This is a genomic window from Mesorhizobium sp. M0189, from assembly GCF_040322135.1.
Taxonomy (GTDB): domain Bacteria; phylum Pseudomonadota; class Alphaproteobacteria; order Rhizobiales; family Rhizobiaceae; genus Mesorhizobium.
Genome location: NZ_JAMYSW010000003.1, coordinates 163020 through 188545 on the forward strand (window position 1 = coordinate 163020; position 25526 = coordinate 188545).

The following is a 25526-nucleotide window of genomic DNA, read 5'->3' on the forward strand; positions in this document are numbered from 1 at the left end:
GAAATGACCATGACGGCTGAAACAGCACGCGCGGACTCGCAGGGCGCCAGGCAGGGCGCGGCGATGGCGGCCGTGCATGTGGTTCGCCGGCTGCGCGAAGCCGGCGACTGGCAGCGCGAGATGGAGGGTATCCTCCAAACGCTTTGCGAAGCCATGGATTGTCACCGCGGCATCCTGTTTCGCCTGCGCGAACTGCCCGGCCAGGGCTTCGCCCAGTCGGTCGCCGCTTATTGGATCGCCCCCCGGTTTGGCGGCGAGCTGGCGTCACCGACCGTCATCATGCAGTCGGTCGTCGATTCGGACCCATTGCTGGAACAGCTGGCGGAGGACGAGCGCCAAGGCAAGATATTCGCCGGGCACACACGCGATCTCGAAGGCTTTCTGCGGACCGATTTCGAAAAGCAGAACATCAAGTCGTTCCTGTCGGTGTCGGTCTTTTCGCACGGCAATTTGTGGGGCACGCTGGCGGTCAACGACTGCGTCAACGAACGCGAATGGACCGACCAGGAAGAGGCGGCGCTGCACATGGTGGCACTCGCCATTGGCGACGCCATCGAACGGTCGCCCTCCGACGCGCATGCCAGTGACGTCATTCGCCGCACCATGCTGCAGGCCTCGCTCGACGCCATCATCGTCATCGACGAGACCGGCTCGATCATCGAATTCAATCCGGCCGCCGAGAAGATGTTCGGCTATCGACGCAGCGATATCCTCGGCAAGGACCTGCTCGACACGGTCGTGCCGGAATATTACCGCAAAGGCTATGCGTCGGGCGCCGAATACATGTCGGGCCGCGGCGCGCCGATGGTCGGCCAGCGGCTCGAAACGGTCACCCAGAATGCCGCCGGCGAGGTTTTTCCGATCGAGCTGACGGCGACCGAGATGCGGGTCGCCGATCGCCATCTGATCTTCGGCTCCATCCGCGACCTGCGCGACAGATTGCGCGCTGAGGAGGAAATCAACCGTCAGCGCGAAAAACTGCACCAGAACGAGAAGATGGCGGCGATGGGCTCGCTGCTTGCGGGCGTTTCGCACGAGCTCAACAACCCGCTGGCCGTGGTCGTCGCCCAGTCGACGCTGCTGCATGAATTCGCCGCCGATCCGCAGACCAAAGTACGCGCCGAAAAGGTGCGCGCCGCTGCCGAGCGCTGCGGCCGTATCGTCAAAAGCTTCCTGTCGATGGTCCGCCTGCACCCGACGGCGCAGGCCGAGACCGACCTCAACCAGGTGATCCGCGCGGCACTCGAAGTGACCGCCTATGGCGCGCGATCAAGCGGCATCATCATCGACACCGATTTCGCCGGCGGCCCGCTGCTGGCCATGGCCGATGCCGACCACGTGACGCAGGTAGCCGCCAACTTCCTCATCAACAGCCAGCATGCCTTGGCCGGCATTGCCGGCGACCGGCGGATCAAGGTCCGGACGTTTCGCAGCGACCGCGGCAATCCCGGGTTCTCGGTCGAGGACAACGGGCCAGGCGTGCCGGAAGCGATACGCTCACGCATATTCGAATCCTATTTCACCACCAAGCCAGTCGGCGTCGGTACCGGTATCGGCCTGTCGATTTCCAAATCGATCATCGAGCGGCACAATGGCAATATCTGGTTCGAGGAGGTTTCGCCGAGAGGCGTGCGTTTTGTCGTGCAGTTGCCGGCGATCGCTGCCGGCGCGGTCGCCGCCGGCGACAGTCCGTCGCGGTCGAGCGGCTTGCGTCACGCGCTGATCATAGACGATGAGCCGGATGTCGCGGCGTCGCTGTCCGACATTCTGGAGTTGATGGGCATCAAGTCGCGGATCGTGCCGGCCTGGGTCTCGGCCGCCGCGACCCTGAGCGGCCACATGCCGCCGGACATCGTGTTTTCCGATTTGCGCATGCCCGGCACCAGCGGCATAGCCGCCTATCGCGAGCTGCTTGCCGAAATGCCGGATCTGGCGCGGCGTTTCGTGCTTGTCACCGGCGATCTGATCGGCGCAAAAGGCGAAATCGAGGCGCTGCCGGCGCCGCAGCGGCCGCCAATCCTCGAAAAGCCGTTCAGCACGCTGGATGTGCGCGGCGTGCTCTCGGCCATTGCCGAGCAGGTCGCTTTGGGCGGCTAGACTCCCAGAGAGACAAAAAGGAAAGAAAAAAGGCTCCCAGCCGACATTGCGGCGGGAGCCTGACTGGAGTGCTGGAGGGCGCTCGCGAAAAGATCAAAAAAAACGTTCGGCGTATCGGCCAGCGGGGCGGCGTTGGCGATCATGCGGACGGGCCGTGCCTTGCCCGACTGGGCAGCGATGGCGCGCAGGCAGTCCAGGCTCTCGGCGCCCCAGGCCTGACCCTTGCAGGCAAAATCGATGTCCGGGATCGGCAGGCGCGCCGTCTTGGTCGTGGTCGTCGCGCCGTCGATGAGGTTGACCGGCGGGTTCAGCGAGGCGAAGGCCGGACCGACGGTCGGCGTGAACGCCATGCCGGCAAACGCGGCAGCGGCAAGCAGCAGGAACATCGCCATCGGGTGATCGCTGGCGCGCTGGCGCAGCGCCAGCTTCGGGCGCCGGTCGTTGCGCTGCGGACCCTGCAGGCGATGGTCGTTGTCGGTGATCTGGGTTTTCGTAGGCATCGTCGTTTCCTTCGGTGTTCTTCTTTTCCCTGTTGAAACGAACTTAACCGCACCTTGTAACGGGCCAACGATGATGGATTAACGATTGTGTAACCGGCATGAAACCAGGCCCGCGGCCATTCCGGGGGCAAACCGACGATGCGTAGCTGGCCGCACCGGTGACATTCAGCGCTCGTTTTCCGCTATCCACGGCACCGGATCCACGTCGACTTTTCCGGTCCACGGAGGGCTGGGCGCTCAACAAGCGTAAGGGGATTAACGCCCGGAATTCCCGGGATTTTCCCGGCTTCGATCGTTCGAGCTCGGCTCTCAATTACCGATCGGTTTCGCGTCGGGAATTCGCCCTATTCTCGCAAGCTATTGCATTTCAACAGAAAATATGCTTGTATTGAACGGCCATTCAATAAATAAGAGCCTTTTATGAACCCGCATCTGCGTGACGTGGCAATCCCCAACGATTGGGATCGGCGGGGCCTGCCGGGCTGGAGCTATCATTCCGACGCCTTGCTCGAACTCGAGAAAGAGCACGTCTTCCGCAATCACTGGCAGATCGCCGGCCATGTCTGCGACCTGCCGAACGCCGGCGACTATCTGACGATGGATGTGGTCGGCGAGCGGGCGCTGATCGTGCGCGGCAAGGATGGCGTGGTGCGCGCCTTCAACAATATGTGCCGCCACCGCGGCAGTCGCGTCGTTGCCGATAGCCAAGGCACTTGCAAGAATGCGCTGGTCTGCCCCTTTCATGGCTGGGTCTACAATCTCGACGGCACGTTGCGCGGCGCTGCCCGCCCGCGGTCCTTCCCCGACCTCGACAAGACCGAATTCGGCCTGATGCCGCTCGAGCTCGAAATCTGGATGGGCTTCATCTTCATCCGCTTCCGCAAGGGTGGCCCGCAGCCATCCGTGGCCGAACTGTTGAAGCCGATCGAAGCCGAGATTGCCCATTACGGCGTCGCCGAGATGGTGCCGTCCTGGGGCATCTGGACCCAAAAGACGCCGGTCAACTGGAAGTCGGTGCGCGACGTCGACAATGAAGGCTACCACGTCGCCATGGCGCATCCGGCGCTGCAGGATCTTTATGGCGCGACCTACTTCGACGAGCCGTTCGTCAACGGCGTGTCGCGCTCGTTCGCCACTTACAACCCGCATGCCGGACGGCGCTGGAGCGTCGCGCAATACATCAAGCTCGCACCCGAGGCGAAGCAACTGCCGGAGCACCTGCGCAAGGCCTGGATCTATTACGGCATCTTCCCGAACAACGCGCTGTCGATCATGCCGGAGTCGGTGCAGTTCTATCAGGAGTTCCCGCTGTCGACGGGTGAGACGCTGCTGCGCGGCGCCATCTACCGCTATCGCGACGAGAGCAGGGAGCAGGCGGCGGCCCGCTACCTATCCTACCGCATCGACCGCGACACGCTGGCCGAAGATGTACAGCTTTCGATATGGTCCAACGAATCCATGCTGTCAGAAGCCTTCGGAGGTTTTTACCTCTCCGATCTCGAATATGGCGTGCGCACCCACCACGACCATTTGCGCAAGCAAATTCCCGTGCTCGGATTGGAGACCGCGCCCGAGGAGAAGGATATGTGGGCGCTCAACGAGGCGCTCAGATCACGCTCCTGACGCATGCCACCTAAAACGTTAGCCCTGGTCCTCAAGCCCAGATGGCGACGGGAATGCCGAAACGATCGGCGAGCGGCGGATCCGGAAACGGCATTGCCTCGCCTCTGGCGATGCGGCCGGCAATCAGCATCATCGCCGCGGCATCGAGGAAATCGTCGGTGGCCGCGCCGCGCGGCGGCCTCTGGTCGAGAAAATGCTGGCCATAACCATGCCGGGCAAGCAGCGCCTTGCGTTCGGCCATGCCGGCCGGATTGATGTTGCCCTTGATCTTCTTCGGCAGACGCATCGCCCGGTCGCCGTTCAGTCTGCAGAAGGCAACTTCCGGATGCGATTCGAAGACGAGGCTGCGCAGTTCGGGCCGCGCGATCAGCAGCGAATCGATCTCACGGATCTTGGCAAAGATGCCGAAGGCCTGGATCGAGACACCGCGCGGCGGATCTGAGGTCGTCTTGGCCACGTCACTTGCCCTGCGATGTGCCGCGTACCAGGCTTCGACCGTGGTGAAGGCTTCGATCTCCGCATAGAGCGCGGCGCGGGAGGGGATGGCAAAGACACTGGATTGCCGGGCGCCAAGAAATGGCCGCACCAGCGCCTCCGGACCGCGACCGCCTCTTTGCGAGAAATCGGGCAGGCCGATCGGCATATCGACCGCTACGATTGCATTGACGGGTAGCTGGTCGAGCAACGCCGCGAAGCTTGGGAAAACGGCTGTCGACGGTGCGGCACCGGAATCGCGGCGGACGGCTATCCAGCCGGTCTTGCAACCGTCGACGCCGACAAGCACAACATCCCTACGCGCAACATCCTCGGGCACAACATCCCCAGGCACAACATGGTCGAGCGCAGCACCCTTGGGCGCATCATCCTGGGGCACGGCGTCTTCGGCCTGCGTCACGCCCGGCGATCCCGTCCCGGATGCAGGAGATGGCGAAGCTGCACCATCGCCATCGGGTGCGACAGGCTCTGGGCATCGGTCTCGAGCTGCAATTCGTCGCCGCCGCGCTTGGCGGTGCGCGCCAGGATCTCGTAGACCGCTGCCGTGGTCGATTGCAGCGCCTTGGCGGCCGTTTGGCCGGACAGGATGCGCGCCAGGTAGACGGCCGCCGTCAGGTCGCCGAGCCCATTCGGAGGCTTGTCGATTAGCCGGTGTTCGGCAAGCAGCGCCTCTCTGCCGTTGAGCAGCAAATTGCCGATGCCGCCGGCCATCATCGCCGGTGCCGAAGTGACCAGCATGGCCGGTGGGCCGGCTTGCAGGGCAGCAGCCATTGCCGATTTCAGGTCGGGCAGCGGCGCTCCGGCCATCCATTCCAGCTCGTAGCGGTTGGGCGTGGCGATATCGGCGATCGGCATCAGCCGGTCGCGCATGGCGATTGCGGTCGGCTCAGGTACGTAGAGGCCGCCCGAATCGCCCATCACCGGGTCGCAGATATAGAGGGCGTCCGGCGTCTTCGCCTTGACGGCGCCGACCAGCGAAGCGACGGCTTCGGCCTGGCCAGCCTCGCCGAGATAGCCGGACAGCACGGCGCCGACCTCGCCCAGCCACGGCGCGCGCTCGAGGTCGGTCATCAGCGCCTTGAACTGGTCCAGCGGCGGCACGATGCGGGTGGCCCGGCCGTGCCCCGGATGCCAGGGCAGAATGACGGTCGGCACCGCCCAAACCGGAAACCCCAGCGTCTCCAGCGCAAACACGGCGGCACGGTTGCCGACCGAGCCACGTGCGACATGGCTGGAGACGACGATGACCGCGCGCGGCGCGTCGGCTTTTTCGGCGCTCATTGATCTTTGTCCTAACCGCCCCTGGTGATGAAAAGCACGAGCCAGATCAACAGGCCGATGGCAATAAGCAAGCCTGCCGCCCGACCAATACGGGTGCCCCAATATTCGATCGGGTCCGATCGGTCGGCATCGGCCGCTGTGACGTGGTCGCGCGCGCCTCTGGCGGTTCGTGCGAGGAACGAGGTGCCGCCCGGGTCGGTCTCGCGCGCCACCCGTTCGATGATGCGGCGCGATTCCGCGTCGCTGTCGTGGCGTTTCGCCATGGTGATATCCCGTTTCATGCCGAGCTTAACCCGTTCGCCTCGTCTGTCACAGGGCCTGACGGCGAATGGTAGAAACCAGTAACGCTTCTCGGCCGAAGTCATTTTCTTGCGCAAGGATTGTGCTAATGCTTCGCGTGCCAATGCTATCGAGGGGACCTTATCATGCTTGTCCAGCGCCTTGCTTTACCGCCAATCTTCCGTAATTTAGCTGCGTTCCTGGTGATGGCCGTCATGCTGCCGCTGCTTGCCGGCTGCGGCTACAACACCATCCCGACGGCTGAGGAAAACGCCAAGGCCGCATGGAGCGAGGTGTTGAATCAATACCAGCGCCGCGCCGATCTCATCCCCAATCTGGTCAACACGGTCAAGGGCTATGCCGCGCACGAGAAGGACACGCTCGATGCCGTGGTCGAAGCGCGCGCCAAGGCGACGCAGGTGACCGTGACGCCGGAAACGCTGAACAATCCGGAAGCCTTCAAGAAATTCCAGGACAGCCAGGCCGGCCTGACCAGCGCGCTGTCGCGCCTGCTGGCGGTGGTGGAGAACTATCCCGATCTCAAGGCCAACCAGAACTTTCTGGCGCTGCAAGCACAACTCGAAGGCACCGAGAACCGCATCACGGTCGCCCGCCGCGACTATATCCAGGCGGTGAGAGAGTACAATCTGACGCTGAGGACCTTCCCGTCGGTGATCTGGGCGAGCTTGTGGTTCCGCGGCAACCAGCCGTTTGCGAATTTCACCATCGAGGAGGACAAGATGCAGCCGCCGAAGGTCGATTTCGGCACGCAGCAGGGCGGGTGAACGGCGCTTAGCGGGTCTGTTCCCGTTGGCCTTGTACTCCGTCCCACCCCCCACTGTCCTGCCGGCCATCTCCCCACAGAGGGGGGTGGGAAGAAATGCCGGCCGGATTTTTTTTGGCTTCGTTCTAAGCTTTCTCCTCCTCCCTCTCACCGTTCTCGCGGCCGAATTGCCGGCGCTGACCGGACGGGTCGTCGACAATGCCGGCATCATCGATGCCGCGACCAAGGCGGCGCTGACGCAGAAGCTTGCCGATTTCGAGACCAAGGGTTCGGACCAGATCGTCGTTGCGACCATTCCCAGCCTCGACGGCGAGGAGATCGAGCCTTACGCCAACCGGTTGTTTCGCGCCTGGAAACTCGGCCAGGCGAAGGAGAACAACGGCGTGCTTTTGCTGGTGGCGCCGAACGACCGCAAGATGCGCATTGAGGTCGGCTATGGGCTTGAAGGCACGCTGACTGACCTGCACACCAAGTTGATCATCGAAAATGACATGGTGCCGGCCTTCCGTGCCGGCGATTTCTCCGGCGGCATCAGCAAGGCCCTCGACGACATGATCATGGTGCTGGAAGGCAATCCCGAAGAGCTGGAAGCGCGCGGCGAACGCAACCAGCAGCCGCCGTTCAACAGCGACGATCTGTTCTTCACCATCTTCATAGCCATCTGGGCAATCATCTTTTTCGGCGGCCTCGCAGCCTCCATCCTGCCGCCGATCTTCGGCCAGAAGATCGGTCCCGGCCGCTATCGCTGGCTGGGCATGACCTTCGAGCCGAGCCGGCGGTCGTCCGGCGGCTGGTCGGGAGGTTCCGGCGGGGGATGGTCGTCGGGTTCAAGCGGTGGCGGGTTTTCCGGCGGCGGCGGTTCGTCCGGCGGCGGCGGCTCCTCGGGAAGCTGGTGACGAGATGACAAGACACGCCGTCAGCCCGGTGGAATCCGGCCGTTTCATCAAAATGACCGGCATCGCACTGTTGGCCATAGCGGTGCTGCTGTTCGGCTTCGCGGCCTTCGCCGCCGAATTGCCGGCGCTGACCGGACGGGTCGTCGACAATGCCGGCATCATCGATGCCGCGACCGAGGTGGCGCTGACGCAGAAGCTTGCCGATTTCGAGACCAAGGGGTCCGACCAGATCGTCGTCGCGACCATTCCCAGCCTCGACGGCGAGGAGATCGAGCCTTACGCCAACCGGTTGTTTCGCGCCTGGAAACTCGGCCAGGCGAAGGAGAACAACGGCGTGCTGCTTCTGGTGGCGCCGAACGACCGCAAGATGCGCATCGAGGTCGGCTATGGGCTTGAAGGCACGCTGACCGACCTGCACACCAAGTTGATCATCGAAAACGACATGGTGCCGGCCTTCCGTGCCGGCGATTTCTCAGGCGGCATCAGCAAGGCCGTCGACGACATGATCATGGTGCTGGAAGGCAATCCCGAAGAGCTGGAGGCGCGCGGCAAGCGCAATCCGGCGAATGACAATCCTGTCGATCCCATCTTCATGCTGTTCATCATCCTGTGGGCGACGATGTTCTTCGGCGGCTTGGCAATGGCGTTCCTGCCGCCGATCTTCGGCACGAAACTGTCGCCGGGCGTGTACAAGTGGCTGGGCATGACGTTCCGCTACGGCCGCGGGCCAGGTTCGTCACCCTCCGGTGGCGGTGCCTGGACGTCGGGGACCTCGTCCGGCAGTGGCTGGTCGTCGGGAAGTTCAGGCAGTGGTTGGTCGTCAGGAAGTTCCGGCGGCGGGTTTTCCGGCGGCGGCGGTTCGTCCGGCGGCGGCGGTTCTTCAGGAAGCTGGTGAGACATCAATCATGGCAACACGACCGATCAGCCCCGAGGATCATGAGCGCATCGCCGATGCGATCCGCGCTGCCGAATCAAAGACCGACGGCGAGATCTACTGCGTCGTGGCGCATGCAAGCGACGGCTATTTCTTCCCGGCCGCCTTCATGGCGATGCTCGGCATGCTCGTCGTCAGCCTCGCCGTCGGTTACGGGCTGGAAGCCTGGTGGCTGTCGATCCGCTTGCCGCATTTCGTCATAGCCGAGCTTCTGGCGCTTGCCAGTGTGCTCATCCTGTTGTGGGCATTGCCCGCATTGCGCATCCATTTGGTGCCGAGGCGGCTGCGCTACCAGGCCGCCCACGCCAATGCGATGAAGCAGTTCCTCGCCCGCAACGTCCACCGCACCGCGGCGCGCACCGGCGTGCTGGTGTTCGTCTCGATCGCCGAGCGCTATGCTGAAGTGGTCGCCGACAGCGGCATCGATTCTCGTGTCGGCCAGCATGTCTGGGACGGTGTCGTCCGCGACCTTACGGCGCATGCCGGCGACGATCGGCTTGCCGACGGCTTCGTCAGGGCGGTCGAAGCGGTCGGTGCGGTACTGGCCGAGCATTTTCCGGTGTCGACCGGCGACAGCAACGAACTGGACGACCATCTGGTCGAGATTTGATCTCGCTAAAGGCGGTTTTGCAGCGTCTCAAGGACGCACCGTTCGGCTGTGCGAAAGCATCGCAGTGGCTGACCGGACTCTTGCAATCGGGCGCCGCGGGTTTATGGTTAACCAATCATGAATACGCTGAGCATCGACATCAGGAAAGCCGAGCCGCGCGATGCAGCCGCCATTGCCGACGTGCATCTCGAGGCCTGGCGCGGCGCCTATTCGGGCATCATCCCACACCGCACTCTGACATCGATGATCAACCGCCGCGGTGCCGACTGGTGGGCGAATGCCATTCGCCGCGCCGCCACCGTCCTGGTCGTCGAAATCGGCGGCAAAATTGCCGGCTACGCGACGATCGGCAAGAACCGTGCCCGCGAACTCAGGCAGCAGGGCGAGATCTACGAGCTTTACCTGCGGCCGGAATATCAAGGCATCGGGCTCGGCAGCCGGCTGTTCTCGGCGGCACGGGCACGGCTGGCCGACCATGGCTTGAAGGGCATGGTCGTGTGGGCGCTGGAAGACAATCAGAACGCACTTGCCTTCTATGCCGGCGCCGGCGGTCGCGATGTGGCCGAGGGCGTCGAGATATTCGAGCAGAAGGCGCTGAAGAAGGTCGCTTTCGTCTGGGAATGACGGCCAGCGCATGATCCGACCGGTTTCGGTTCGGACGATCCCCCAGTACCATTCGCCGCATTGCACCATTCGCCGTCGCCCGCTATCGATCTTCAATCGAGAGAGGGATAAAGCGATGCGTATCGAAGCGATTGCCAGCGGAAAGAACCCGCCCGAGGACGTCAACGTCATTATCGAGGTGCCGATCGGCGGTGAGCCGATCAAGTACGAGATGGACAAGGAGGCCGGCACGCTGTTCGTCGACCGCTTCCTGCACACGTCGATGCGCTATCCCGGCAATTACGGTTTCGTACCGCACACGCTGTCGGGCGACGGCGACCCGATCGACGTGCTGGTCTGCAACACACGCGCGCTGGTGCCGGGCTGCGTCATCAATGTGCGGCCGATCGGCGTGCTGGTGATGGAGGACAATGCCGGCCAGGACGAGAAGGTCATCGCGGTTCCTTCGCCCAAGCTGACCTTGCGCTATGAGGACGTTCACGAATACACGCAGCTGCCTGATATCACCCGCCAGCAGGTGCAGCACTTTTTCGAGCACTACAAGGATCTCGAACCCGGCAAATGGGTCAAGATCGAGGGCTGGTACGATGCCGCCTATGCCAAGAAGATGATCGTCGAGGCAATCGAGCGGGCCAAGCGCAAGTAATTAACGGGCGCAAATCGTCAGTTGTCGACGCGGCCGAAATCGGGCGTGTTGCCGATCACCACACGCTTGTCCTTGCCGCAGGCGAAGGTGCGTGCCTTCTCGTCGGCAAGCTTGCGCGCCTGATCGTTGGCGGCGGGATTGCCGGTGGCGAGCACAAGAGCGATCGTGCAGCCTTCGTGGGCGCCAGGCTGGGCAACCTTGGCGACGATCAGCACTTCCGTCGACTTGTTCTCGCCCTCGCTATCGCTGATCGAGCGACGATGGATGACTGCGAAAGGAACGGCCATATCGCCCTTGGTTTCGATACGCCACTCGACTTTGGGTCCAGCCGAGTTGAGGCCGGAAAAGCTTTCCCAGACCGTGGTCATGTCGCCAGGTGGAAACCCGTAGAACAGAGATTCCCGCGCGTCGTCGTAGGAAACCATCACCGGGTAGCCGCCATAGCCCGAACAGGCGAGGTCGGCCCAGTCGCCGTCGCCTTCCTCCGCCTGGGCATAAGTCACGCAGTCCTTCTCCCAGACGAGATCGGTATAGACGCTGGATATGTCGCCAGCCCGAGCCGCCTGGCAGAAACCGGCGAGGACAAGCGGGATCAAAAGAGCGCGCATGGCGGACAACTCCGTTCGGGCTGCCGCAGCGTACCGTCAAATTCAGCAGCAGCCTAGACGAAGTCAGGCTGCTCACAGTGACCTGGTAAACGGAACGCTATTTCCTCAAGCTTGCCTCGATCAGAAGATCGGCGTTGCGGGCCACCGACTGCGCCGGTCCGCCGGCACCGAACAACTGGCCGCTGATATAGGCGCCCTCGATCAGGAGCAGCAGCCCGTCACCCAGCGTGTCGGCGTCGCCGGCGCCCATCGCCGCCGCCATGGCACGCAGGCGCCGGCGCAATTCCTGCTTGTTGGCCTCGCTCACGACGCGGGCCGGATGGCCGTGTTCGGGATATTCGACCGCGGCATTGGTCATGCCGCAGCCGCGATAGTCGGGCCTTTGCGTGCGCTTGCCGACACGCGTCAGGAAGGCGACGATCTGCGCGCGCGGATCGCCGGGATGGGCATTCACCGCCTCGTCGAAGCGCTCCCAGAATTCGAGGTCATAGTGCCGAAGATAGGATGCGGCCAACTCATCCTTGGACGGAAAGCTGCGGTAGAGGCTTGGCTTGGTGACGCCGGCACGCCGTACGATCTCGTCGACGCCGATCGCCCTGATGCCTTGCCGGTAGAACAGGTCGCGCGCCACCTGGAGAATCCGTTCGGCGGCGCGAGGCAGCGGTGCGCCATTCTCCTTGATCGTTGGTTCAATGCTTTTCATGTCTGGTTTGCCGATTGCCTGGTTGACAATGTTACCGGTCGGTACGTATGTTCCGCACACCTGAAACGTACCGGTCAGTAACATGATAGCTCAATCCCGCCCGTTTGGCCAGCGCTACGCTTTCGTCGTGGTCGCCGTCATCTTCCTCTGCCTGCTGATCGCCGCGGGCCTGCGTTCGGCACCGGCAGTCATGATGCTGCCGCTGGAGAATAGTTTCGGCTGGCGGCGCGACGTCGTCTCGCTGGCCGCGGCCACCGGCATCTTCCTCTATGGCCTGACCGGGCCGTTTGCCGCGGCGCTGATGGAGCGGATCGGGCTGCGCCGCACCTTGCTTGCCGCGCTCCTGTTGATGTCGGGATCGACTGCGCTCAGCCTACTAATGACCAAGCCGTGGCATCTGCTCCTCACCTGGGGCGTGTTTTCCGGCATCAGCTCGGGCGCCGTCGCCACCGTGCTCGGCGCGACCATCGTCAACCGCTGGTTCAAGACCAATCGCGGCCTGGTGATGGGACTGATGTCGGCGTCCAGCGCCACCGGGCTGCTGGTCTTCCTGCCGCTGCTCGCCTCGCTCGCCCAGTCGGGTGGCTGGAAGCCGGTCGCCATTGCCATTGCCGTGGCCACCGCCGCCTTGGTGCCGCTGGTTTACATGCTGGTGCCGGAGCGTCCGGCCGCGATTGGCATGGTGCGTTACGGTGCCGAGGCCGACGACGTGCCGCCGTCGCCGCCGGCCGCGCAAGGCAATTTCCTCGCGCATACGCTGAGCACGTTGCGCCGCGCCGCCGGTACGCGTGTGTTCTGGTACCTGTTCGCCACCTTCTTCGTTTGCGGCTTCACCACCAACGGGTTGGTCGGCACGCACCTGATCGCCTTTTGCGGCGATATGGGCATCGGCGAAGTGCAGGCCGCAGGCCTGCTCTCGATGATGGGCATCTTCGATCTTATTGGCACGACGCTGTCGGGCTGGCTCACCGACCGTTTCGACCCGCGCAAGCTGCTCGGCATCTATTACGGCATTCGCGGCCTGTCGCTGATCTATCTGCCCTATTCCGGCTTCTCGGCGACCAGCCTGATCATCTTCGCAGTATTTTACGGACTGGACTGGATCGCCACGGTGCCGCCGACGTTGCGGCTTTCCAACGAGGCGTTCGGCGACCGCAGCGGGCCGATCGTCTTCGGCTGGATCGTCGCCGGCCATCAAGTCGGCGCAGCGACAGCGGCCTTTTTCGGTGGCACTATGCGTGAGTTGCAGGGCAATTACGAGCTTGCCTTCCTGATCGCCGGCATGACGGCAATAGCCGCCGCCTGCATCTCGCTGCTGATCAACACCAGCCGCCCGGCGTTCGATCCTGAACCGCAGGCGGCATAGCTTCTCGTTGCAGGAGATGCCGTCGGCCAAATTGCCGATCTCCCCCCTCGTGGGGGAGATGCCCGGCAGGGCAGAGGGGGCGCGAAGGTTCGCCAGCCTCCGACTTTACGCAATGTTCTGCCCAAACTCCGCTGCTCCGTCTGATTTCTTTCTGATTTGTACATCGGCGGGACAGCGCCCCCCTCTGGCCTGCCGGCCATCTCCCCCGCAAGGGACCCGCAAGGGGGGAGATCAACAGCTTCGCCGCCGAGCGGTCCAGCCTTCCCGCTTGTTGATGTCAGAAAACCTTCATCGTTTCGAAATGTGCCTGAAACATTGAAGCTGGAGCTTGGCGGCGACGTTCAACGCCATCCAGGAGACAGCCATGAACAAGATTTCAATGACGCGGCGCGCTTTCGTCACGTCGGCCAGCGCCGTTGGCCTGGTCGGCGCCTCGGGTCTCGCCCTTCCCTATTACTCGCGCGCCAATCAGCGCCCGGCCTTCACCCATGGCATTCAGTCCGGCGATGTCGACGCGACCAGCGGCATGGTCTGGACGCGCACGGACCGGCCGTCGCGCGTCATGTTCGAAGTGTCGTCGACGGAAAATTTCGCCAATGCCGTCCGCCTGGCGCCGCTCGATACGTCGCCGGCCAGCGACTATACGGTGAAGCGGCTGCTTACCGATCTCGCCTCCGACCAGGACATTTTCTACCGCATGGTCGCGGCCGATCTTGCCGACATCAACGCCGTTTCGGAGCCGATCGTCGGCCGCTTCCGCACGGCACCTGCCTCGAAGCGCGACATTCGTTTCGCCTGGTCGGGCGACACCGCCGGCCAAGGCTGGGGCATCGACGAGACCGGCATGAAGACCTACGCCACGATCGCCAAGCACACGCCCGACTTCTTCCTGCATTCGGGCGATACGGTCTATGCCGATGGTGCGATGAAGGACGAGGTCGACCTGCCCAATGGCGACAAGTGGAAAAACACAGTGCTGATCGACGAAAAGCGCAAGGTTGCCGAGACGCTGGACGAATACCGGGCGCAGTGGAAATACAACATGATGGACAAGAACGTTCTTGCGCTCAGTGCCATCTGCCCGACTTTCTATCAGTGGGACGACCATGAGGTGCTTAACAACTGGTCGGACTCGAAGGACCTGACCGCCGACGACCGCTACACCGAAAAATCGATCCATGTGCTGGCGGCACGTGCTGCGCGCGCCTTCCACGAGATGACGACGATCCGCTACGAACTGTCGGAGCCGGGCCGCGTCTACCGCAAGATCGCTTATGGGCCGCTGCTCGATGTGTTCTTCCTCGACATGCGTTCCTACCGCGGCCCCAACGGCCCGGATATGCAGGAGACGATGACGCCGCAATCGCGCATCCTAGGCGAACAGCAGATTAAGTGGTTGAAGCGTGAGCTGGCAAATTCCAACGCGACGTGGAAAATCATCGCCGCCGATATGCCGCTCGGCCTCGTGGTCTGGAATGACGGTACCAAGAAGGTCGGGGCCGAGGCAGTCAGCAATGGCGACAATGGCCCGGCCAAGGGGCGCGAGCTGGAAATTGCCCACCTTCTTCGCTATATAAAGAACGCGGGCATCAGCAATACCGTTTGGCTCACCGCAGACGTGCATTACACGGCCGCGCATTACTACAATCCGGACAAGGCGCAGTTCCAGGACTTCAATCCGTTCTGGGAATTCGTTTCGGGTCCGATCCATTCAGGCACATTCGGACCGAATGGTTTCGACATGACCTTCGGCCCGGAGCTGAAGTTCATCAAGGCACCGACTGCCGAGCAGGGTCAGAACCTGCCGCCGTCGGCCGGCCTGCAGTTCTTCGGACTTGTCGATATCGATGGCGCTACAGAGCAGCTGACGGTGCGGCTGATGGATCGCGACGACAGCGAACTCTACAAGGTCACGCTCGATCCGGTCCGGTCGGCGTGAGCGACTGCACCATTATCCTCGGGCCAGCCCGAGGGTAGGACGTGTATCAATCGGGATAGCAGACGACGGGAATGTTGGGCCAGACGGCGCTGTCGCATCCGGCATTTTGCTGCCTTTGCTTGAAGGCGGCGCTGACTGGCCCGGTCACCACCGGGTCGACGCCATCGGGAGCATCGGCAAAAAGCTGCTCCGCCGACCGCTTGTCGGACGGCAGGGCAGTCCGCGTCTCCTTGAACGACGCGGCCGACTGCGCCGCGCCTGCCGCGAGGAGGACGGCGAGTGCGCTACATGCCAAAATCGGCCGGAGTCTGCTGCCTGCGTCGATCATGAAATTCGAACTGCCCGGACCATGAAAGGTTCCGCCTTGGTTAATAATTCCACTTCACACCAAGACATTTAAGATTTGGTGACTTTATTTGGTGACTCGCCTCCTCTTTCGCAATTGCGAAAAACCCTGTATGAGCCGCCCAACCGAAAGAGGCAGCGCCTTTTGGCCTGCTGCCTGCAACGCTCCCGAGACCAAAACATGAAAATCCGCAATATCGCGATCATCGCGCACGTCGACCATGGAAAAACCACCCTCGTCGATCAGCTCCTGAAACAGTCCGGCTCGTTCCGCGACAACCAGCGCGTCGCCGAGCGCGCCATGGATTCGAACGATCTCGAAAAGGAACGCGGCATCACCATCCTGGCCAAGGCGACCTCGGTCGACTGGAAGGGCACCCGCATCAACATCGTCGACACGCCCGGCCACGCCGACTTCGGCGGTGAGGTCGAGCGCATCCTGTCGATGGTGGATTCGGCCATCGTGCTGGTCGACGCCGCCGAGGGGCCGATGCCGCAGACCAAATTCGTCGTCGGCAAGGCGCTCAAGGTCGGACTGAAGCCGATCGTCGTCATCAACAAGATCGACCGGCCGGATGCCCGCCACGTCGAGGTGGTCAACGAGGTGTTCGACCTGTTTGCCGCGCTTGACGCGACCGACGAGCAGCTCGACTTCCCGATCCTTTACGGTTCGGGCCGTGACGGCTGGGTCTCCGAAAACCCCGAAGGTCCGAAGGACCAGGCTCTGGCGCCGCTGTTCGACCTCGTCATCAAGCACGTGCCGGCGCCGACCGTTCATCCTGGCCCGTTCCGCATGATCGGCACCATTCTGGAAGCCAATCCGTTCCTCGGCCGCATCATCACCGGCCGTATCGAATCCGGCACGCTGAAATCCAACCAGGCGGTCAAGGTGCTGCACCATGATGGCACCCAGGTCGAAACCGGCCGCATCTCGAAGATCCTTGCTTTTCGCGGGCTCGAGCGCCAGCCCATCGACGAAGCGCAGGCAGGCGACATCGTCGCCATCGCCGGCTTGTCGAAAGGCACCGTCGCCGACACGTTCTGCGACCTGTCGGTGACCGAGCCGCTGCACGCGCAGCCTATCGATCCGCCGACGGTGACGATGTCGTTCCTGGTCAACGATTCACCGCTGGCGGGCACCGAAGGCGACAAGGTGACCAGCCGCGTCATCCGGGACCGCCTGCTGCGCGAGGCCGAAGGCAATGTCGCGCTGAAGATCGAGGAATCGCCGGACAAGGATTCGTTCTTCGTCTCCGGACGCGGCGAATTGCAGCTGGCCGTGCTGATCGAGACGATGCGCCGCGAAGGTTTTGAGATCGCCGTGTCGCGGCCGCGCGTCGTCATGCAGAAGGGCGAGAACGGCGAATTGCTGGAGCCGGTCGAGGAAGTCGTCATCGACGTTGACGAGGAGCATGCCGGCGTCGTCGTGCAAAAAATGTCGGAGCGCAAGGCCGAGATGGTCGAGCTGCGCCCTTCGGGCGGCAATCGCCAGCGCATCGTCTTCCACGCGCCGACGCGCGGCCTGATCGGCTACCAGTCGGAACTGCTGACCGACACGCGCGGCACCGCCGTGATGAACCGGCTGTTCCATGCCTACGAGCCTTACAAGGGTGAGCTGCCCGGCCGCACCAACGGCGTGCTGATCTCCAACGAACAGGGTGAATCGGTGGCTTATGCCATGTGGAACCTGGAAGACCGCGGCCCGATGGTCATCGACCCCGGCGTCAAGGTCTATCAGGGCATGATCATCGGTATCCATTCCAGGGACAACGACCTCGAAGTCAATGTGCTCAAGGGCAAGAAGCTGACCAATATCCGCGCCGCCGGCAAGGACGAGGCGGTAAAACTGACGCCGCCGATCCGCATGACGCTGGAACGCGCGCTGGCCTGGATCCAGGACGACGAGCTGGTCGAGGTGACGCCGAAGACCATCCGCCTGCGCAAGCTCTATCTCGACCCGAACGAGCGCAAGCGTTTCGAGAAGTCGGCGAAAGTGGTCGGCGCGGCGTAAGCCACTTTTCTCAGCCACTATGAGGGAGGGAGCACGTGCGTGCTTCCTCCCTTTATCTTACCCGCCGGCAGCCGCGATAATGCCGTCCCGGTCTGGATCGCTAGACAGGTCGATGCGGATCGCCGTTCCCGCCCGGGCCGGCCTGCGCAAGGCTTTGGCCCCATCCGGACCAACCACCAGCAATCGCTTCTCTTCCCAAACCTGAAGCCGCGATCGCGAGACACCGAGTTCGTTGGCGAGCAACCGGTCGAGCCGCAGCGCTGTCGGCATTTCGAGCTCGAGCTGGAGTTCGAGGGCGGCGGTGTTTTCCGGCCTGTCCCCGAGCACCTGCTTATGAACGGCGGCTTCAGGAAACTCCTCGACGCGCCCGATCCTGCTTCGCAGTGCGGCAGTATCGAAAGCATGGCGCCGCGCCAGGACCGGATCGTTGCGTTCGAGCGCCTGCAATATTGCCGGTTCGATATCGCGGCGACTGCATCGCTCCAGAATGCCGAAATTCCAGGAATTGTCGCAATCGATGCAGCGGTAGATCAACCAGGCATCAATGCGTTTGCCATTGGCATTGACCCGGAATTTGCCGCTGCAGCGATAGGCTTTCAGACCGCCGCAGCGATTGCAGTTGAGGTGAGGTCGCGGTGCGGTCTTGGGCGCGATCGTCCAGCGGATACGCAGTATCGAAGGCATGCCGAAAAGCCCTTCCCGTCGGGAAGTTCGTCAGATCGGCGATGTCGAGATGCCCCTGCGGGCACGGCGTGGCGAGAGACTGCGGCAGTTGGAAATCAGGTGTCGCGGGTTATGCGCGACAGCGGTTCAGCAGTGCCAAACCGGTCTCGAACCGCCACCCTGAAGAACAGATGATGTGAAAACAGGCACCGCGACTGCGACGCCCTGCTCTGTGTCGGGGGAGTTGGCGAGACCGGCGGTTACGTAGGCAAAGTGAAGCTCGGAAAGGATTTCGAGACGACACTTCTAGCCGCGAGGTGCCTGGCCGACAAGCCTTCTTTCGGTGGACGCTACCGTCGCCGGAACAGTTGGGTTATGTTGAAGCGTCCAAAAATTTCTAACGAGATCCGCGTCATGCATTTCACGTCGCTTCTGATTTTTGCCGGCGCCCTGCTTGTTGCCGCCGGCTCGCCGGGCCCGTCGATTGCCGCACTTGTGGCGCGGGTCATCGCAAAAGGGTTTCGCGACGTGTTTCCGTTCCTGCTTGCCATGTGGATCGGCGAAGCGATCTGGCTATCACTGGCGGTGTTTGGCCTCGCCGTGGTGGCGCAGACGTTCCACTTCGCCTTTGTCGTCGTGAAATGGGTTGGCGTCGTCTATCTCGCCTGGCTTGCCTGGAAGATGTGGACCGCACCGGTCGAGGCAAAAGAAGGTTCGCTGCCGCGCGAAGATTCGCCCGTCAGACTGTTCTTTGCCGGCATGGCGGTAACGCTCGGCAACCCCAAGATCATGATGTTCTACCTGGCGCTGCTGCCGACCATCATCGATCTCGGTTCAGTCAGCGTGATCGGCTGGGTCGAGCTGACGGCGACCATGGCCGTGGTGCTGGTCGCCATCGATTTGACCTGGGTGCTCGCCGCATCGCAGGCGCGCAAGCTCTTGAGGAGCAAACGGGCGATGAAGATCGCCAACCGCGTCAGCGCCGGCACCATGGCCGGCGCTGCGGCGGCGATCGCGGCGCGGTCTTGAGCCGCCGCGTCAACCCATTTCGATTATCGGTGCGATCTCGACGCTGAAACCCGGGTCCGTCAGGATAGGACAATCCTTGGCTTTGCGGACGGCATCGTCGATGTCTTTCGCTTCGATGATGGTGTAACCGGCGGTCGGATTGCTGCCGCCATTGTTCTCGACCTTGCCGCCGGGCAGCAGGGTCTTCGACATGCCGACTGGATTGCCACCGTCGACCACGGCTGAGCCAAGCTTGCCGTACCAGCCGTTCCAGGCATCCATCGCTGCCTTCCGTTCGGCCTCCTCGGTCGGCATCTTGCCCGAGCCGTGATAGACGTAGAGAAATTTCGCCATGTTCTCCTCCTTTGATCGGCGGCATCGAACCGGCATGCGGTCATGCCGCATGCCGATCATCGGACCAAACCGGCAAACAAGCAACGAGAATGCGATGTAGCTAATATATACGACCGCGGTGCCCTATCGCGCCATCGCGTGATATTCATCGTTCGGCCGCATATCGATCGCCGATGCCAGCCGGTTCGACATGTTGAAGAACGCGGCAGTCGAGGCGATATCCCAGATGTCGCGGTCGGAAAAGCCCACTTGCCGCAGCGCCGCCCGGTCGGCTGCGACGATCTTTGCCGGCTGCTCGGTCAGCTTCACCGCGAATTCGAGCATGGCGCGCTGCCTGTCTGACAGCTCGGCGGCGCGAAAATTCATCACCATCATCTCGCCGAAGGCCGGGTCGCCGGAAAGCTGGCGCACCGCCGCGCCATGTGCAACCAGGCAATAATAGCAATGGTTGACCGATGAGACGACCACCGCGATCATCTCTCGCTCCAGCTTCGACAGGCCGGATTCACCCAGCATCAAATCATTGTACATGTCGGTGAAAGCGCGCAGCTTCTTCTCGTCGAAGGCGTAGGCGAGCAGCACATTGGGAACGAGGCCGAGCTTCTCCCGGCATTTGGCGAAATAGGCGTTGGTCGCTTCGCTCAGCTCCGCCGGTGCGAGGTCAAGCGCGGTGATTTTGTCTGTCATAGGGGATTTCTCCTCGTTTTCCGCCAGGCTGCCGGTGAATTCCGACATTTCGTCGCAAGCCGTCAAACCTTTGTCGCCAAATACCCGTCATCTGCTACGATAGTTGTAAAAACATGACGGGAGGGAATTAGCTCATGGCCGGCCTGAAATCCGCAAGCCAGTTGAAAAGATGAGTCCGGCCAAGGGCAGCGAAAAGCCCGGCAGGCTTGCCGACTACTTGCTGGCCCGAGCTCCGGCCGAAGATGTCGCCGCCTACGACGTCATCGATCTCGAACGCGCTGCCGAACTCGCCGGCCGCGCTGTCGCCCGGCACAAGAAGGACGACTGCGTCGTTGCCATAGACGTCGATTCCGGTGTCGTCCGCCAAGGCCGGCCGATGACGGTGATCACCGTCGTCAACGACAACATGCCGTTCCTGTTCGATTCCGTCCTCGGTGAGATTACAGAGAGCGCCGGCGAGCCGCTGCTGGTTACCCACCCGGTCATCGTGGTCAGGCACGGCAAGAACGGCGTCGAGGAAATCCTCGGCGATGGCGGTTATGCCAAGGGCGAGCACAGCCATGACCGGCTGAGCGTCATCCATGTCCATATCGGCCGCCTTTCGGCCGAGCAGGCCGAAGGCCTTTCCGCACGCCTGACGAAGCTGCTCGGTCAGGTGCGCGCCGCCGTCATCGACTGGAAGCCGATGCTTGCCCGCCTCGACCAGGCGATCTCGGAATTCCGCTACTCGCCGGTGCCGCTCGACAAGGCCCATGTCACCGAGGCGATCGCCTTCCTCGAATGGCTGCGCGACGACAATTTCACCTTTCTAGGCATGCGTGAATTCAAATACACCGGCGGCGAGAAGAGCGGCATGCTCGAGCGTGCCGAAAAGCCCGGCCTCGGCATCCTTTCCGATCCCGACGTGCTGGTGCTCAGGCGTGGCACCGAAGCGGTGAGCACGACGCCGGAAATCCGCGCCTTCCTGCATGGGCCGGAACCGCTGATCGTCACCAAGGCCAACGCCAAGTCATCGGTGCACCGCCGCATCTACCTCGACTACATCGGCGTCAAGACCTACACCGGCAAAGGCGTGCTTTCGGGCGAGCTGCGCATCGTCGGACTGTTCACCTCGACTGCTTATACGCGCTCGGTGATGAAAATCCCCTATCTGCGCTCGAAGGCCGAAACCGTCATTGCCAAATCCGGCTTCAATCCCGGCGACCACTCCGGCAAGGCATTGATCAACGTGCTGGAGAGCTATCCGCGCGACGAGTTGTTCCAGGTTCCGGTGCCGATCCTGCGCAAGCATGCCGAAGCCATACTGGGCTTGATCGAGCGGCCGCGCGTCAGGGCATTGGTGCGTGTCGACCAGTTCGACCGCTTCGTCTCCGTGCTCGTCTTCGTGCCGCGCGACCGCTACGACAGCGTCGTGCGCGAGAAGATCGGCACCTATCTGAAGACCGTCTTCGAAGGCCGGCTGTCGGCCTATTATCCGGCCTTCCCGGAAGGCGGGCTGGCGCGCGTCCATTTCATCATCGGCCGCTCCGGCGGCAAGACGCCGAAGGTCGAGCAGGCGACGATCGAGGCGGCGATTCGCGACATCGTACGGACCTGGGACGATGCACTGCGCGAGACCGCGACCGAGACCGGCGCCGAAGCGAGACTCACGGCCATCGCCTCGCGCTTTTCGGAAAGTTATCGCGACAGTTTCCCGCCGGCCGTGGCGCTGGCCGATGCCGGGCGCATCGCCAGGCTCGATGCGTCGAATCCGATCGCCATCGACTATTACCGTCACGCCGTCCAGAAGCCGCATCAGGCGGCGTTGAAGATCTATCACCATGGCAGCCCGGTGGCGCTGTCGCGGCGCGTGCCCGTGCTGGAAAACATCGGTTTTCGCGTCATCAGCGAGCGTACTTTCGAGGTCGGCGACAATCAATCCGGCATGGTCTTCATCCACGATATGGAACTTGAGAACAGCTACGGCAGGCCGATCGACCTCGGCAATGGCGGCGCGCTGTTCGAGGACGCGTTCCTTTCCGTCTGGCGCGGCAATGTCGACAATGACGGCTATAACGGCCTCGCCCAGACCGCAGGCCTGTGGTCGGGCGAGATCACCGTCCTGCGCGCCTATGGCCGCTATCTGCAGCAGGCCGGTATCCCGCAGAGCCAGGATTTCATCGCCGCCGCACTCAACCGCTATCCCGAGATCGCCCGCGGACTGCATGCGCTGTTCGTCGCCCGCCTCGGCCCGACGGATGAGACGGAAGGCGTCGTTCAGGCCAAACATCTGAAGGCCAAGATCACGGATGCGCTGGAAGACGTTCCCAACATCGACGACGACACCATCATCCGACGTTATCTGAACCTGATCGAAGCCTCGCTGCGCACCAATCATTTCGTTGCCGATACGAAAGAGAAGGGCCAATCACTGGCGATCAAGCTCGATTCGCAATCGGTCGACGGGCTGCCGGCGCCGCGGCCATGGCGCGAGATCTTCGTCTATGGCTCCGAGGTCGAGGGCGTGCATCTGCGCTTCGGCCCGGTCGCGCGCGGCGGCCTGCGCTGGTCGGACCGTGCGCAGGACTATCGCACCGAGGTGCTTGGCCTGGTCAAGGCACAGCAGGTCAAGAATGCGGTGATCGTGCCGGTTGGCGCCAAGGGCGGCTTCTACCCGAAAAAGCTGCCGATGAGCGCCGGGCGCGACGCCATTTTCGAGGCCGGCACGGCCGCCTACAAGAATTACGTTTCCAGCCTGTTGTCGATCACCGACAATATCGGCCTGGACGGCGTCATCCCGCCAGCCGGCGTGGTGCGGCGCGATCAGGATGATCCGTATTTCGTCGTCGCCGCGGACAAGGGAACGGCGACCTTCTCGGACACCGCCAACGCCATAAGCGAAAGGCACGGCTTCTGGCTCGACGACGCTTTCGCCAGCGGCGGTTCGGCCGGATACGACCACAAGAAGATGGGCATCACCGCGAAGGGCGCCTGGGAAGCAGTCAAGCGGCATTTCCGCGAGATGAACCGCGACATCCAAACCACGCCGTTCACTGTCGTCGGCGTCGGCGACATGTCGGGCGACGTGTTCGGCAACGGCATGCTGCTGTCGGAGCAGACCCGGCTGATAGCCGCCTTTGATCATCGCGACATCTTCATCGATCCCGATCCCGACATGGCGGCTTCGATGGCCGAGCGCCGGCGTATGTTCGCTCTCGCCCGTTCAAGCTGGCAGGATTACGACAAGACGAAGCTGTCGGAGGGCGGCATCATCGTCTCGCGCAGCCAGAAGTCGATCACCTTGCCGGCGCCCGCGGCTGCGGCGATCGGCCTCGGCAAGACAACGGCCACGCCAGTCGAGATCATGAGTGCCATTCTCAAGGCGCCGGCAGACCTTTTGTGGTTTGGCGGCATCGGCACCTATGTCAGGGCATCGGGCGAGACCAACCAGGACGTCGGCGACCGTGCCAATGACGCGATCCGCATCACCGCGCTCGACCTGCGTGCCAAGGTCATCGGTGAGGGGGCCAATCTCGGCGTCACGCAGCGGGCGCGCATCGAATTCGGATTGAATGGCGGCCGCTGCAACTCAGATGCGATCGACAATTCGGGCGGCGTGAATTGCTCCGACGTCGAGGTCAACATCAAGATCGCGCTGGCTTCCGCCATGCGCAAGGGATCGCTGACCCGGCCGGCGCGCAACAAATTGCTGGCCGAGATGACCGATGAGGTCAGCGCCCTGGTGCTGTCCAACAATTACCAGCAGACGCTGGCGCTGTCCCTTGCCCGTAAGCGCGGGCTCGCCGACATCGCCCATCAGAGCCGCTTCATGGCGGCGCTGGAGGCGCGCGGACTGCTCGACCGTGCCGTCGAGGCGCTGCCGTCGCCGGCGGCCTTTGCCGAGCGCGAGACGCGCGGTGAGCCGCTGACCCGGGCCGAGCTCGGCGTGCTGCTCGCCTATGCCAAGATCGTGCTGTTTTCCGATATCGTCGCCAGCGACGTGCCGGACGATCCGCATTTCGACCGTGATCTGATGGGCTATTTCCCCGATCGCATGGCGAAGAAATATGCGGGAGAAATCCACGGCCATCGGCTGCGCCGCGAGATCATCGCCCGTGTCGTCGCCAATGATCTGGTCAATCGCGGCGGCCCGTCCTTCGTCAACAGGCTGCAGGAAGCGACTGGCCGCAGTGCCGCCGATGTCGTGCGCACCTTCGCCGTGGTGCGGGATGGCTTTGCGCTGCCGGCGCTCTACCGGCAGATCGACGCGCTCGACAACCAGATCGACGGACAGATCCAGCTCGACCTCTATCAGGCGGTCAGCCGGCTGATCTATGTGACCAGCGGCTGGTACCTGAAGAACGATGCCGGCACCGCGCCGCTCGGGCAGCGGATCACCGAATTGCAGGATGCGCGCAAGGCGTTGGAGCCGAAGCTCGTGTCGCTGCTGCCGGCCTTCTCTCGCGAGCGGATCGAGGAGCGGCGGCACGGCCTGTCGAAGGGCGGCGCGCCGGAGAGTCTTGCCGAACAGCTGGCGCTGACCGACGTGGCGGAACTCATCCCCGACATCGCGCTGACGGCGCGGACGGCGAGTGCCGGCATCGTCGCTGCCGCCAAGGCGTTCTTTGCAGTCAGCGATGTCTTCCGCATCCCGCGCGTCGAGGACGCGGCGCGCTCGATCACGCCCTCGGATTATTACGATCAGCTGGCCCTTTCCCGCGCCACCGACACGATTGGGGCGGCCAGGCGCGGCATCGCCGTGGCGGCACTCACCGGCCATGCCGAGGCGGCGGATCCGGTGACTGGATGGTTGGAGTCCGGCGGCGAACGGGTCGGACGCATCCGCGAGCGGCTGCAGGCGCTGACCGAGGGCGGCGACATCACCGTGTCCCGGCTGTCGGTGGCGTCCGGCCTGATGAGTGATCTGACGGCGCTGTGAGAAGTCTTCCACATCGCGCGGGATTGCCGGGAAGAACTGCGCTATAGAGCGAACGGCGCGCGGCGTTGGGGCGCCCGGAGCATGATCGCGAACGTAACGATCGGCTTTTGGACAAGATCGTGCTCAACAAGAAGACGGAGCATCATGCCGATTCG

The 25526-nt window shown here is 63.0% G+C and carries 22 protein-coding genes and 1 pseudogene; 13 read left to right on the plus strand and 10 right to left on the minus strand.

Features of this window, described 5'->3' with window-relative positions; translation table 11 throughout:
* Positions 1–9: 9 nt before the first annotated feature.
* Positions 10–2097 carry a PAS domain S-box protein gene (locus NKJ09_RS06525; protein WP_031194628.1) on the plus strand — a complete coding sequence of 696 codons (2088 nt, stop codon included), beginning with the start codon at positions 10–12 and terminating at the stop codon, positions 2095–2097.
* Positions 2098–2195: 98 nt separating this feature from the next.
* Here NKJ09_RS06525 and NKJ09_RS06530 read toward each other — a convergent pair.
* Positions 2196–2597: pseudogene (locus tag NKJ09_RS06530) on the minus strand (hypothetical protein); the annotation flags it as partial.
* Positions 2598–3017: 420 nt separating this feature from the next.
* Between NKJ09_RS06530 and NKJ09_RS06535 the strand changes: the two are divergent.
* On the plus strand, positions 3018–4220 hold the full coding sequence (locus NKJ09_RS06535) for an aromatic ring-hydroxylating oxygenase subunit alpha (protein ID WP_352480981.1): 1203 nt from the start codon (positions 3018–3020) through the stop codon (positions 4218–4220).
* A 31-nt stretch (positions 4221–4251) separates the two neighbouring features.
* Here NKJ09_RS06535 and NKJ09_RS06540 read toward each other — a convergent pair whose 3' ends face one another.
* The 3 genes from NKJ09_RS06540 to NKJ09_RS06550 all read right to left on the minus strand — a co-directional run bounded on the left by NKJ09_RS06540 (position 4252) and on the right by NKJ09_RS06550 (position 6259).
* Positions 4252–5004 (minus strand): DUF429 domain-containing protein, encoded by a 753-nt coding sequence (locus tag NKJ09_RS06540; RefSeq protein WP_502901313.1) that lies wholly within the window; start codon positions 5002–5004, stop codon positions 4252–4254.
* Between the two features lie 107 nt (positions 5005–5111).
* Positions 5112–5996 (minus strand): pyridoxal kinase PdxY, encoded by an 885-nt coding sequence (gene pdxY / locus NKJ09_RS06545; protein WP_023721311.1) that lies wholly within the window; start codon positions 5994–5996, stop codon positions 5112–5114.
* Between the two features lie 11 nt (positions 5997–6007).
* Positions 6008–6259, minus strand: a complete 252-nt coding sequence (locus NKJ09_RS06550; RefSeq protein WP_023721310.1) for a hypothetical protein — start codon at positions 6257–6259, stop codon at positions 6008–6010.
* A 162-nt stretch (positions 6260–6421) separates the two neighbouring features.
* On the opposite strand from NKJ09_RS06550, the gene NKJ09_RS06555 reads away from it, so the two are divergent.
* From NKJ09_RS06555 to ppa, 6 genes are all read left to right on the plus strand, one after another.
* On the plus strand, positions 6422–7060 hold the full coding sequence (locus NKJ09_RS06555; RefSeq protein ID WP_352494106.1) for a LemA family protein: 639 nt from the start codon (positions 6422–6424) through the stop codon (positions 7058–7060).
* An 85-nt stretch (positions 7061–7145) separates the two neighbouring features.
* Entirely contained in the window at positions 7146–7955 is an 810-nt protein-coding gene (locus NKJ09_RS06560; protein ID WP_502895830.1) for a TPM domain-containing protein, read from the plus strand.
* 52 nt (positions 7956–8007) lie between these two features.
* Positions 8008–8850: a TPM domain-containing protein gene (locus NKJ09_RS06565; RefSeq protein WP_352494235.1), complete on the plus strand. Its 843-nt coding sequence runs from the start codon at positions 8008–8010 to the stop codon at positions 8848–8850.
* 10 nt (positions 8851–8860) lie between these two features.
* Positions 8861–9499 carry a TPM domain-containing protein gene (locus NKJ09_RS06570; RefSeq protein ID WP_352494107.1) on the plus strand — a complete coding sequence of 213 codons (639 nt, stop codon included), beginning with the start codon at positions 8861–8863 and terminating at the stop codon, positions 9497–9499.
* A gap of 117 nt (positions 9500–9616) precedes the next feature.
* Positions 9617–10123: a GNAT family N-acetyltransferase gene (locus NKJ09_RS06575; RefSeq protein ID WP_023678138.1), complete on the plus strand. Its 507-nt coding sequence runs from the start codon at positions 9617–9619 to the stop codon at positions 10121–10123.
* Between the two features lie 115 nt (positions 10124–10238).
* On the plus strand, positions 10239–10769 hold the full coding sequence (ppa, locus tag NKJ09_RS06580) for an inorganic diphosphatase (protein WP_023721304.1): 531 nt from the start codon (positions 10239–10241) through the stop codon (positions 10767–10769).
* Positions 10770–10786: 17 nt separating this feature from the next.
* Here the strand turns inward: ppa and NKJ09_RS06585 are convergent, their stop codons facing one another.
* Together NKJ09_RS06585 and NKJ09_RS06590 are read right to left on the minus strand one after the other, a co-directional pair.
* Complete coding sequence (locus NKJ09_RS06585) at positions 10787–11377, minus strand: hypothetical protein (RefSeq protein ID WP_352494108.1); 591 nt, start codon at positions 11375–11377, stop codon at positions 10787–10789.
* 97 nt (positions 11378–11474) lie between these two features.
* Positions 11475–12080: a TetR/AcrR family transcriptional regulator gene (locus tag NKJ09_RS06590; protein WP_352480978.1), complete on the minus strand. Its 606-nt coding sequence runs from the start codon at positions 12078–12080 to the stop codon at positions 11475–11477.
* Between the two features lie 82 nt (positions 12081–12162).
* Between NKJ09_RS06590 and NKJ09_RS06595 the strand changes: the two genes are divergently transcribed.
* Positions 12163–13446 (plus strand): MFS transporter, encoded by a 1284-nt coding sequence (locus tag NKJ09_RS06595; protein WP_352494109.1) that lies wholly within the window; start codon positions 12163–12165, stop codon positions 13444–13446.
* Positions 13447–13810: 364 nt separating this feature from the next.
* Positions 13811–15385 (plus strand): alkaline phosphatase D family protein, encoded by a 1575-nt coding sequence (locus NKJ09_RS06600; protein ID WP_352494110.1) that lies wholly within the window; start codon positions 13811–13813, stop codon positions 15383–15385.
* 46 nt (positions 15386–15431) lie between these two features.
* Here the strand turns inward: NKJ09_RS06600 and NKJ09_RS06605 are convergent, their stop codons facing one another.
* The gene (locus NKJ09_RS06605; RefSeq protein ID WP_023719739.1) at positions 15432–15713 is read right to left on the minus strand and encodes a hypothetical protein; all 282 of its coding nucleotides are present in this window, start codon (positions 15711–15713) and stop codon (positions 15432–15434) included.
* A 198-nt stretch (positions 15714–15911) separates the two neighbouring features.
* Between NKJ09_RS06605 and typA the strand changes: the two genes are divergently transcribed.
* Positions 15912–17741, plus strand: coding sequence for a translational GTPase TypA (gene typA / locus NKJ09_RS06610; RefSeq protein WP_023719738.1), 1830 nt, complete (start codon positions 15912–15914; stop codon positions 17739–17741).
* 57 nt (positions 17742–17798) lie between these two features.
* Here the strand turns inward: typA and NKJ09_RS06615 are convergent, their stop codons facing one another.
* Complete coding sequence (locus NKJ09_RS06615; protein ID WP_352494111.1) at positions 17799–18425, minus strand: DUF1062 domain-containing protein; 627 nt, start codon at positions 18423–18425, stop codon at positions 17799–17801.
* A gap of 393 nt (positions 18426–18818) precedes the next feature.
* Between NKJ09_RS06615 and NKJ09_RS06620 the strand changes: the two genes are divergently transcribed.
* The gene (locus tag NKJ09_RS06620) at positions 18819–19433 is read left to right on the plus strand and encodes a LysE family translocator (RefSeq protein ID WP_352480973.1); all 615 of its coding nucleotides are present in this window, start codon (positions 18819–18821) and stop codon (positions 19431–19433) included.
* Positions 19434–19442: 9 nt separating this feature from the next.
* Here the strand turns inward: NKJ09_RS06620 and NKJ09_RS06625 are convergent, their stop codons facing one another.
* Both NKJ09_RS06625 and NKJ09_RS06630 read right to left on the minus strand, forming a co-directional pair.
* A complete protein-coding gene (locus tag NKJ09_RS06625) occupies positions 19443–19766 on the minus strand; it encodes a YciI family protein (RefSeq protein ID WP_352494112.1) in 324 nt (107 codons plus the stop codon).
* A 123-nt stretch (positions 19767–19889) separates the two neighbouring features.
* Complete coding sequence (locus NKJ09_RS06630) at positions 19890–20453, minus strand: peroxidase-related enzyme (RefSeq protein ID WP_023719735.1); 564 nt, start codon at positions 20451–20453, stop codon at positions 19890–19892.
* A gap of 169 nt (positions 20454–20622) precedes the next feature.
* Here NKJ09_RS06630 and NKJ09_RS06635 point away from each other — a divergent pair, with 169 nt between their 5' ends.
* Positions 20623–25371, plus strand: coding sequence for an NAD-glutamate dehydrogenase (locus tag NKJ09_RS06635; RefSeq protein WP_352515618.1), 4749 nt, complete (start codon positions 20623–20625; stop codon positions 25369–25371).
* Positions 25372–25526 lie beyond the last annotated feature (155 nt).

Excerpts from the sequence above, each read along its gene's own strand:
- NKJ09_RS06525 (WP_031194628.1), top strand. The coding sequence starts at position 10 with ATGACGGCTGAAACAGCACGCGCGGACTCGCAGGGCGCCAGGCAGGGC.
- NKJ09_RS06535 (WP_352480981.1), top strand. The coding sequence starts at position 3,018 with ATGAACCCGCATCTGCGTGACGTGGCAATCCCCAACGATTGGGATCGG.
- pdxY (WP_023721311.1), bottom strand. The coding sequence starts at position 5,996 with ATGAGCGCCGAAAAAGCCGACGCGCCGCGCGCGGTCATCGTCGTCTCC.
- NKJ09_RS06550 (WP_023721310.1), bottom strand. The coding sequence starts at position 6,259 with ATGGCGAAACGCCACGACAGCGACGCGGAATCGCGCCGCATCATCGAA.
- NKJ09_RS06555 (WP_352494106.1), top strand. The coding sequence starts at position 6,422 with ATGCTTGTCCAGCGCCTTGCTTTACCGCCAATCTTCCGTAATTTAGCT.
- NKJ09_RS06565 (WP_352494235.1), top strand. The coding sequence starts at position 8,008 with ATGACCGGCATCGCACTGTTGGCCATAGCGGTGCTGCTGTTCGGCTTC.
- NKJ09_RS06570 (WP_352494107.1), top strand. The coding sequence starts at position 8,861 with ATGGCAACACGACCGATCAGCCCCGAGGATCATGAGCGCATCGCCGAT.
- NKJ09_RS06575 (WP_023678138.1), top strand. The coding sequence starts at position 9,617 with ATGAATACGCTGAGCATCGACATCAGGAAAGCCGAGCCGCGCGATGCA.
- ppa (WP_023721304.1), top strand. The coding sequence starts at position 10,239 with ATGCGTATCGAAGCGATTGCCAGCGGAAAGAACCCGCCCGAGGACGTC.
- NKJ09_RS06585 (WP_352494108.1), bottom strand. The coding sequence starts at position 11,377 with ATGCGCGCTCTTTTGATCCCGCTTGTCCTCGCCGGTTTCTGCCAGGCG.
- NKJ09_RS06590 (WP_352480978.1), bottom strand. The coding sequence starts at position 12,080 with ATGAAAAGCATTGAACCAACGATCAAGGAGAATGGCGCACCGCTGCCT.
- NKJ09_RS06595 (WP_352494109.1), top strand. The coding sequence starts at position 12,163 with ATGATAGCTCAATCCCGCCCGTTTGGCCAGCGCTACGCTTTCGTCGTG.
- NKJ09_RS06600 (WP_352494110.1), top strand. The coding sequence starts at position 13,811 with ATGAACAAGATTTCAATGACGCGGCGCGCTTTCGTCACGTCGGCCAGC.
- NKJ09_RS06605 (WP_023719739.1), bottom strand. The coding sequence starts at position 15,713 with ATGATCGACGCAGGCAGCAGACTCCGGCCGATTTTGGCATGTAGCGCA.
- typA (WP_023719738.1), top strand. The coding sequence starts at position 15,912 with ATGAAAATCCGCAATATCGCGATCATCGCGCACGTCGACCATGGAAAA.
- NKJ09_RS06615 (WP_352494111.1), bottom strand. The coding sequence starts at position 18,425 with ATGCCTTCGATACTGCGTATCCGCTGGACGATCGCGCCCAAGACCGCA.
- NKJ09_RS06620 (WP_352480973.1), top strand. The coding sequence starts at position 18,819 with ATGCATTTCACGTCGCTTCTGATTTTTGCCGGCGCCCTGCTTGTTGCC.
- NKJ09_RS06625 (WP_352494112.1), bottom strand. The coding sequence starts at position 19,766 with ATGGCGAAATTTCTCTACGTCTATCACGGCTCGGGCAAGATGCCGACC.
- NKJ09_RS06630 (WP_023719735.1), bottom strand. The coding sequence starts at position 20,453 with ATGACAGACAAAATCACCGCGCTTGACCTCGCACCGGCGGAGCTGAGC.
- NKJ09_RS06635 (WP_352515618.1), top strand. The coding sequence starts at position 20,623 with ATGAGTCCGGCCAAGGGCAGCGAAAAGCCCGGCAGGCTTGCCGACTAC.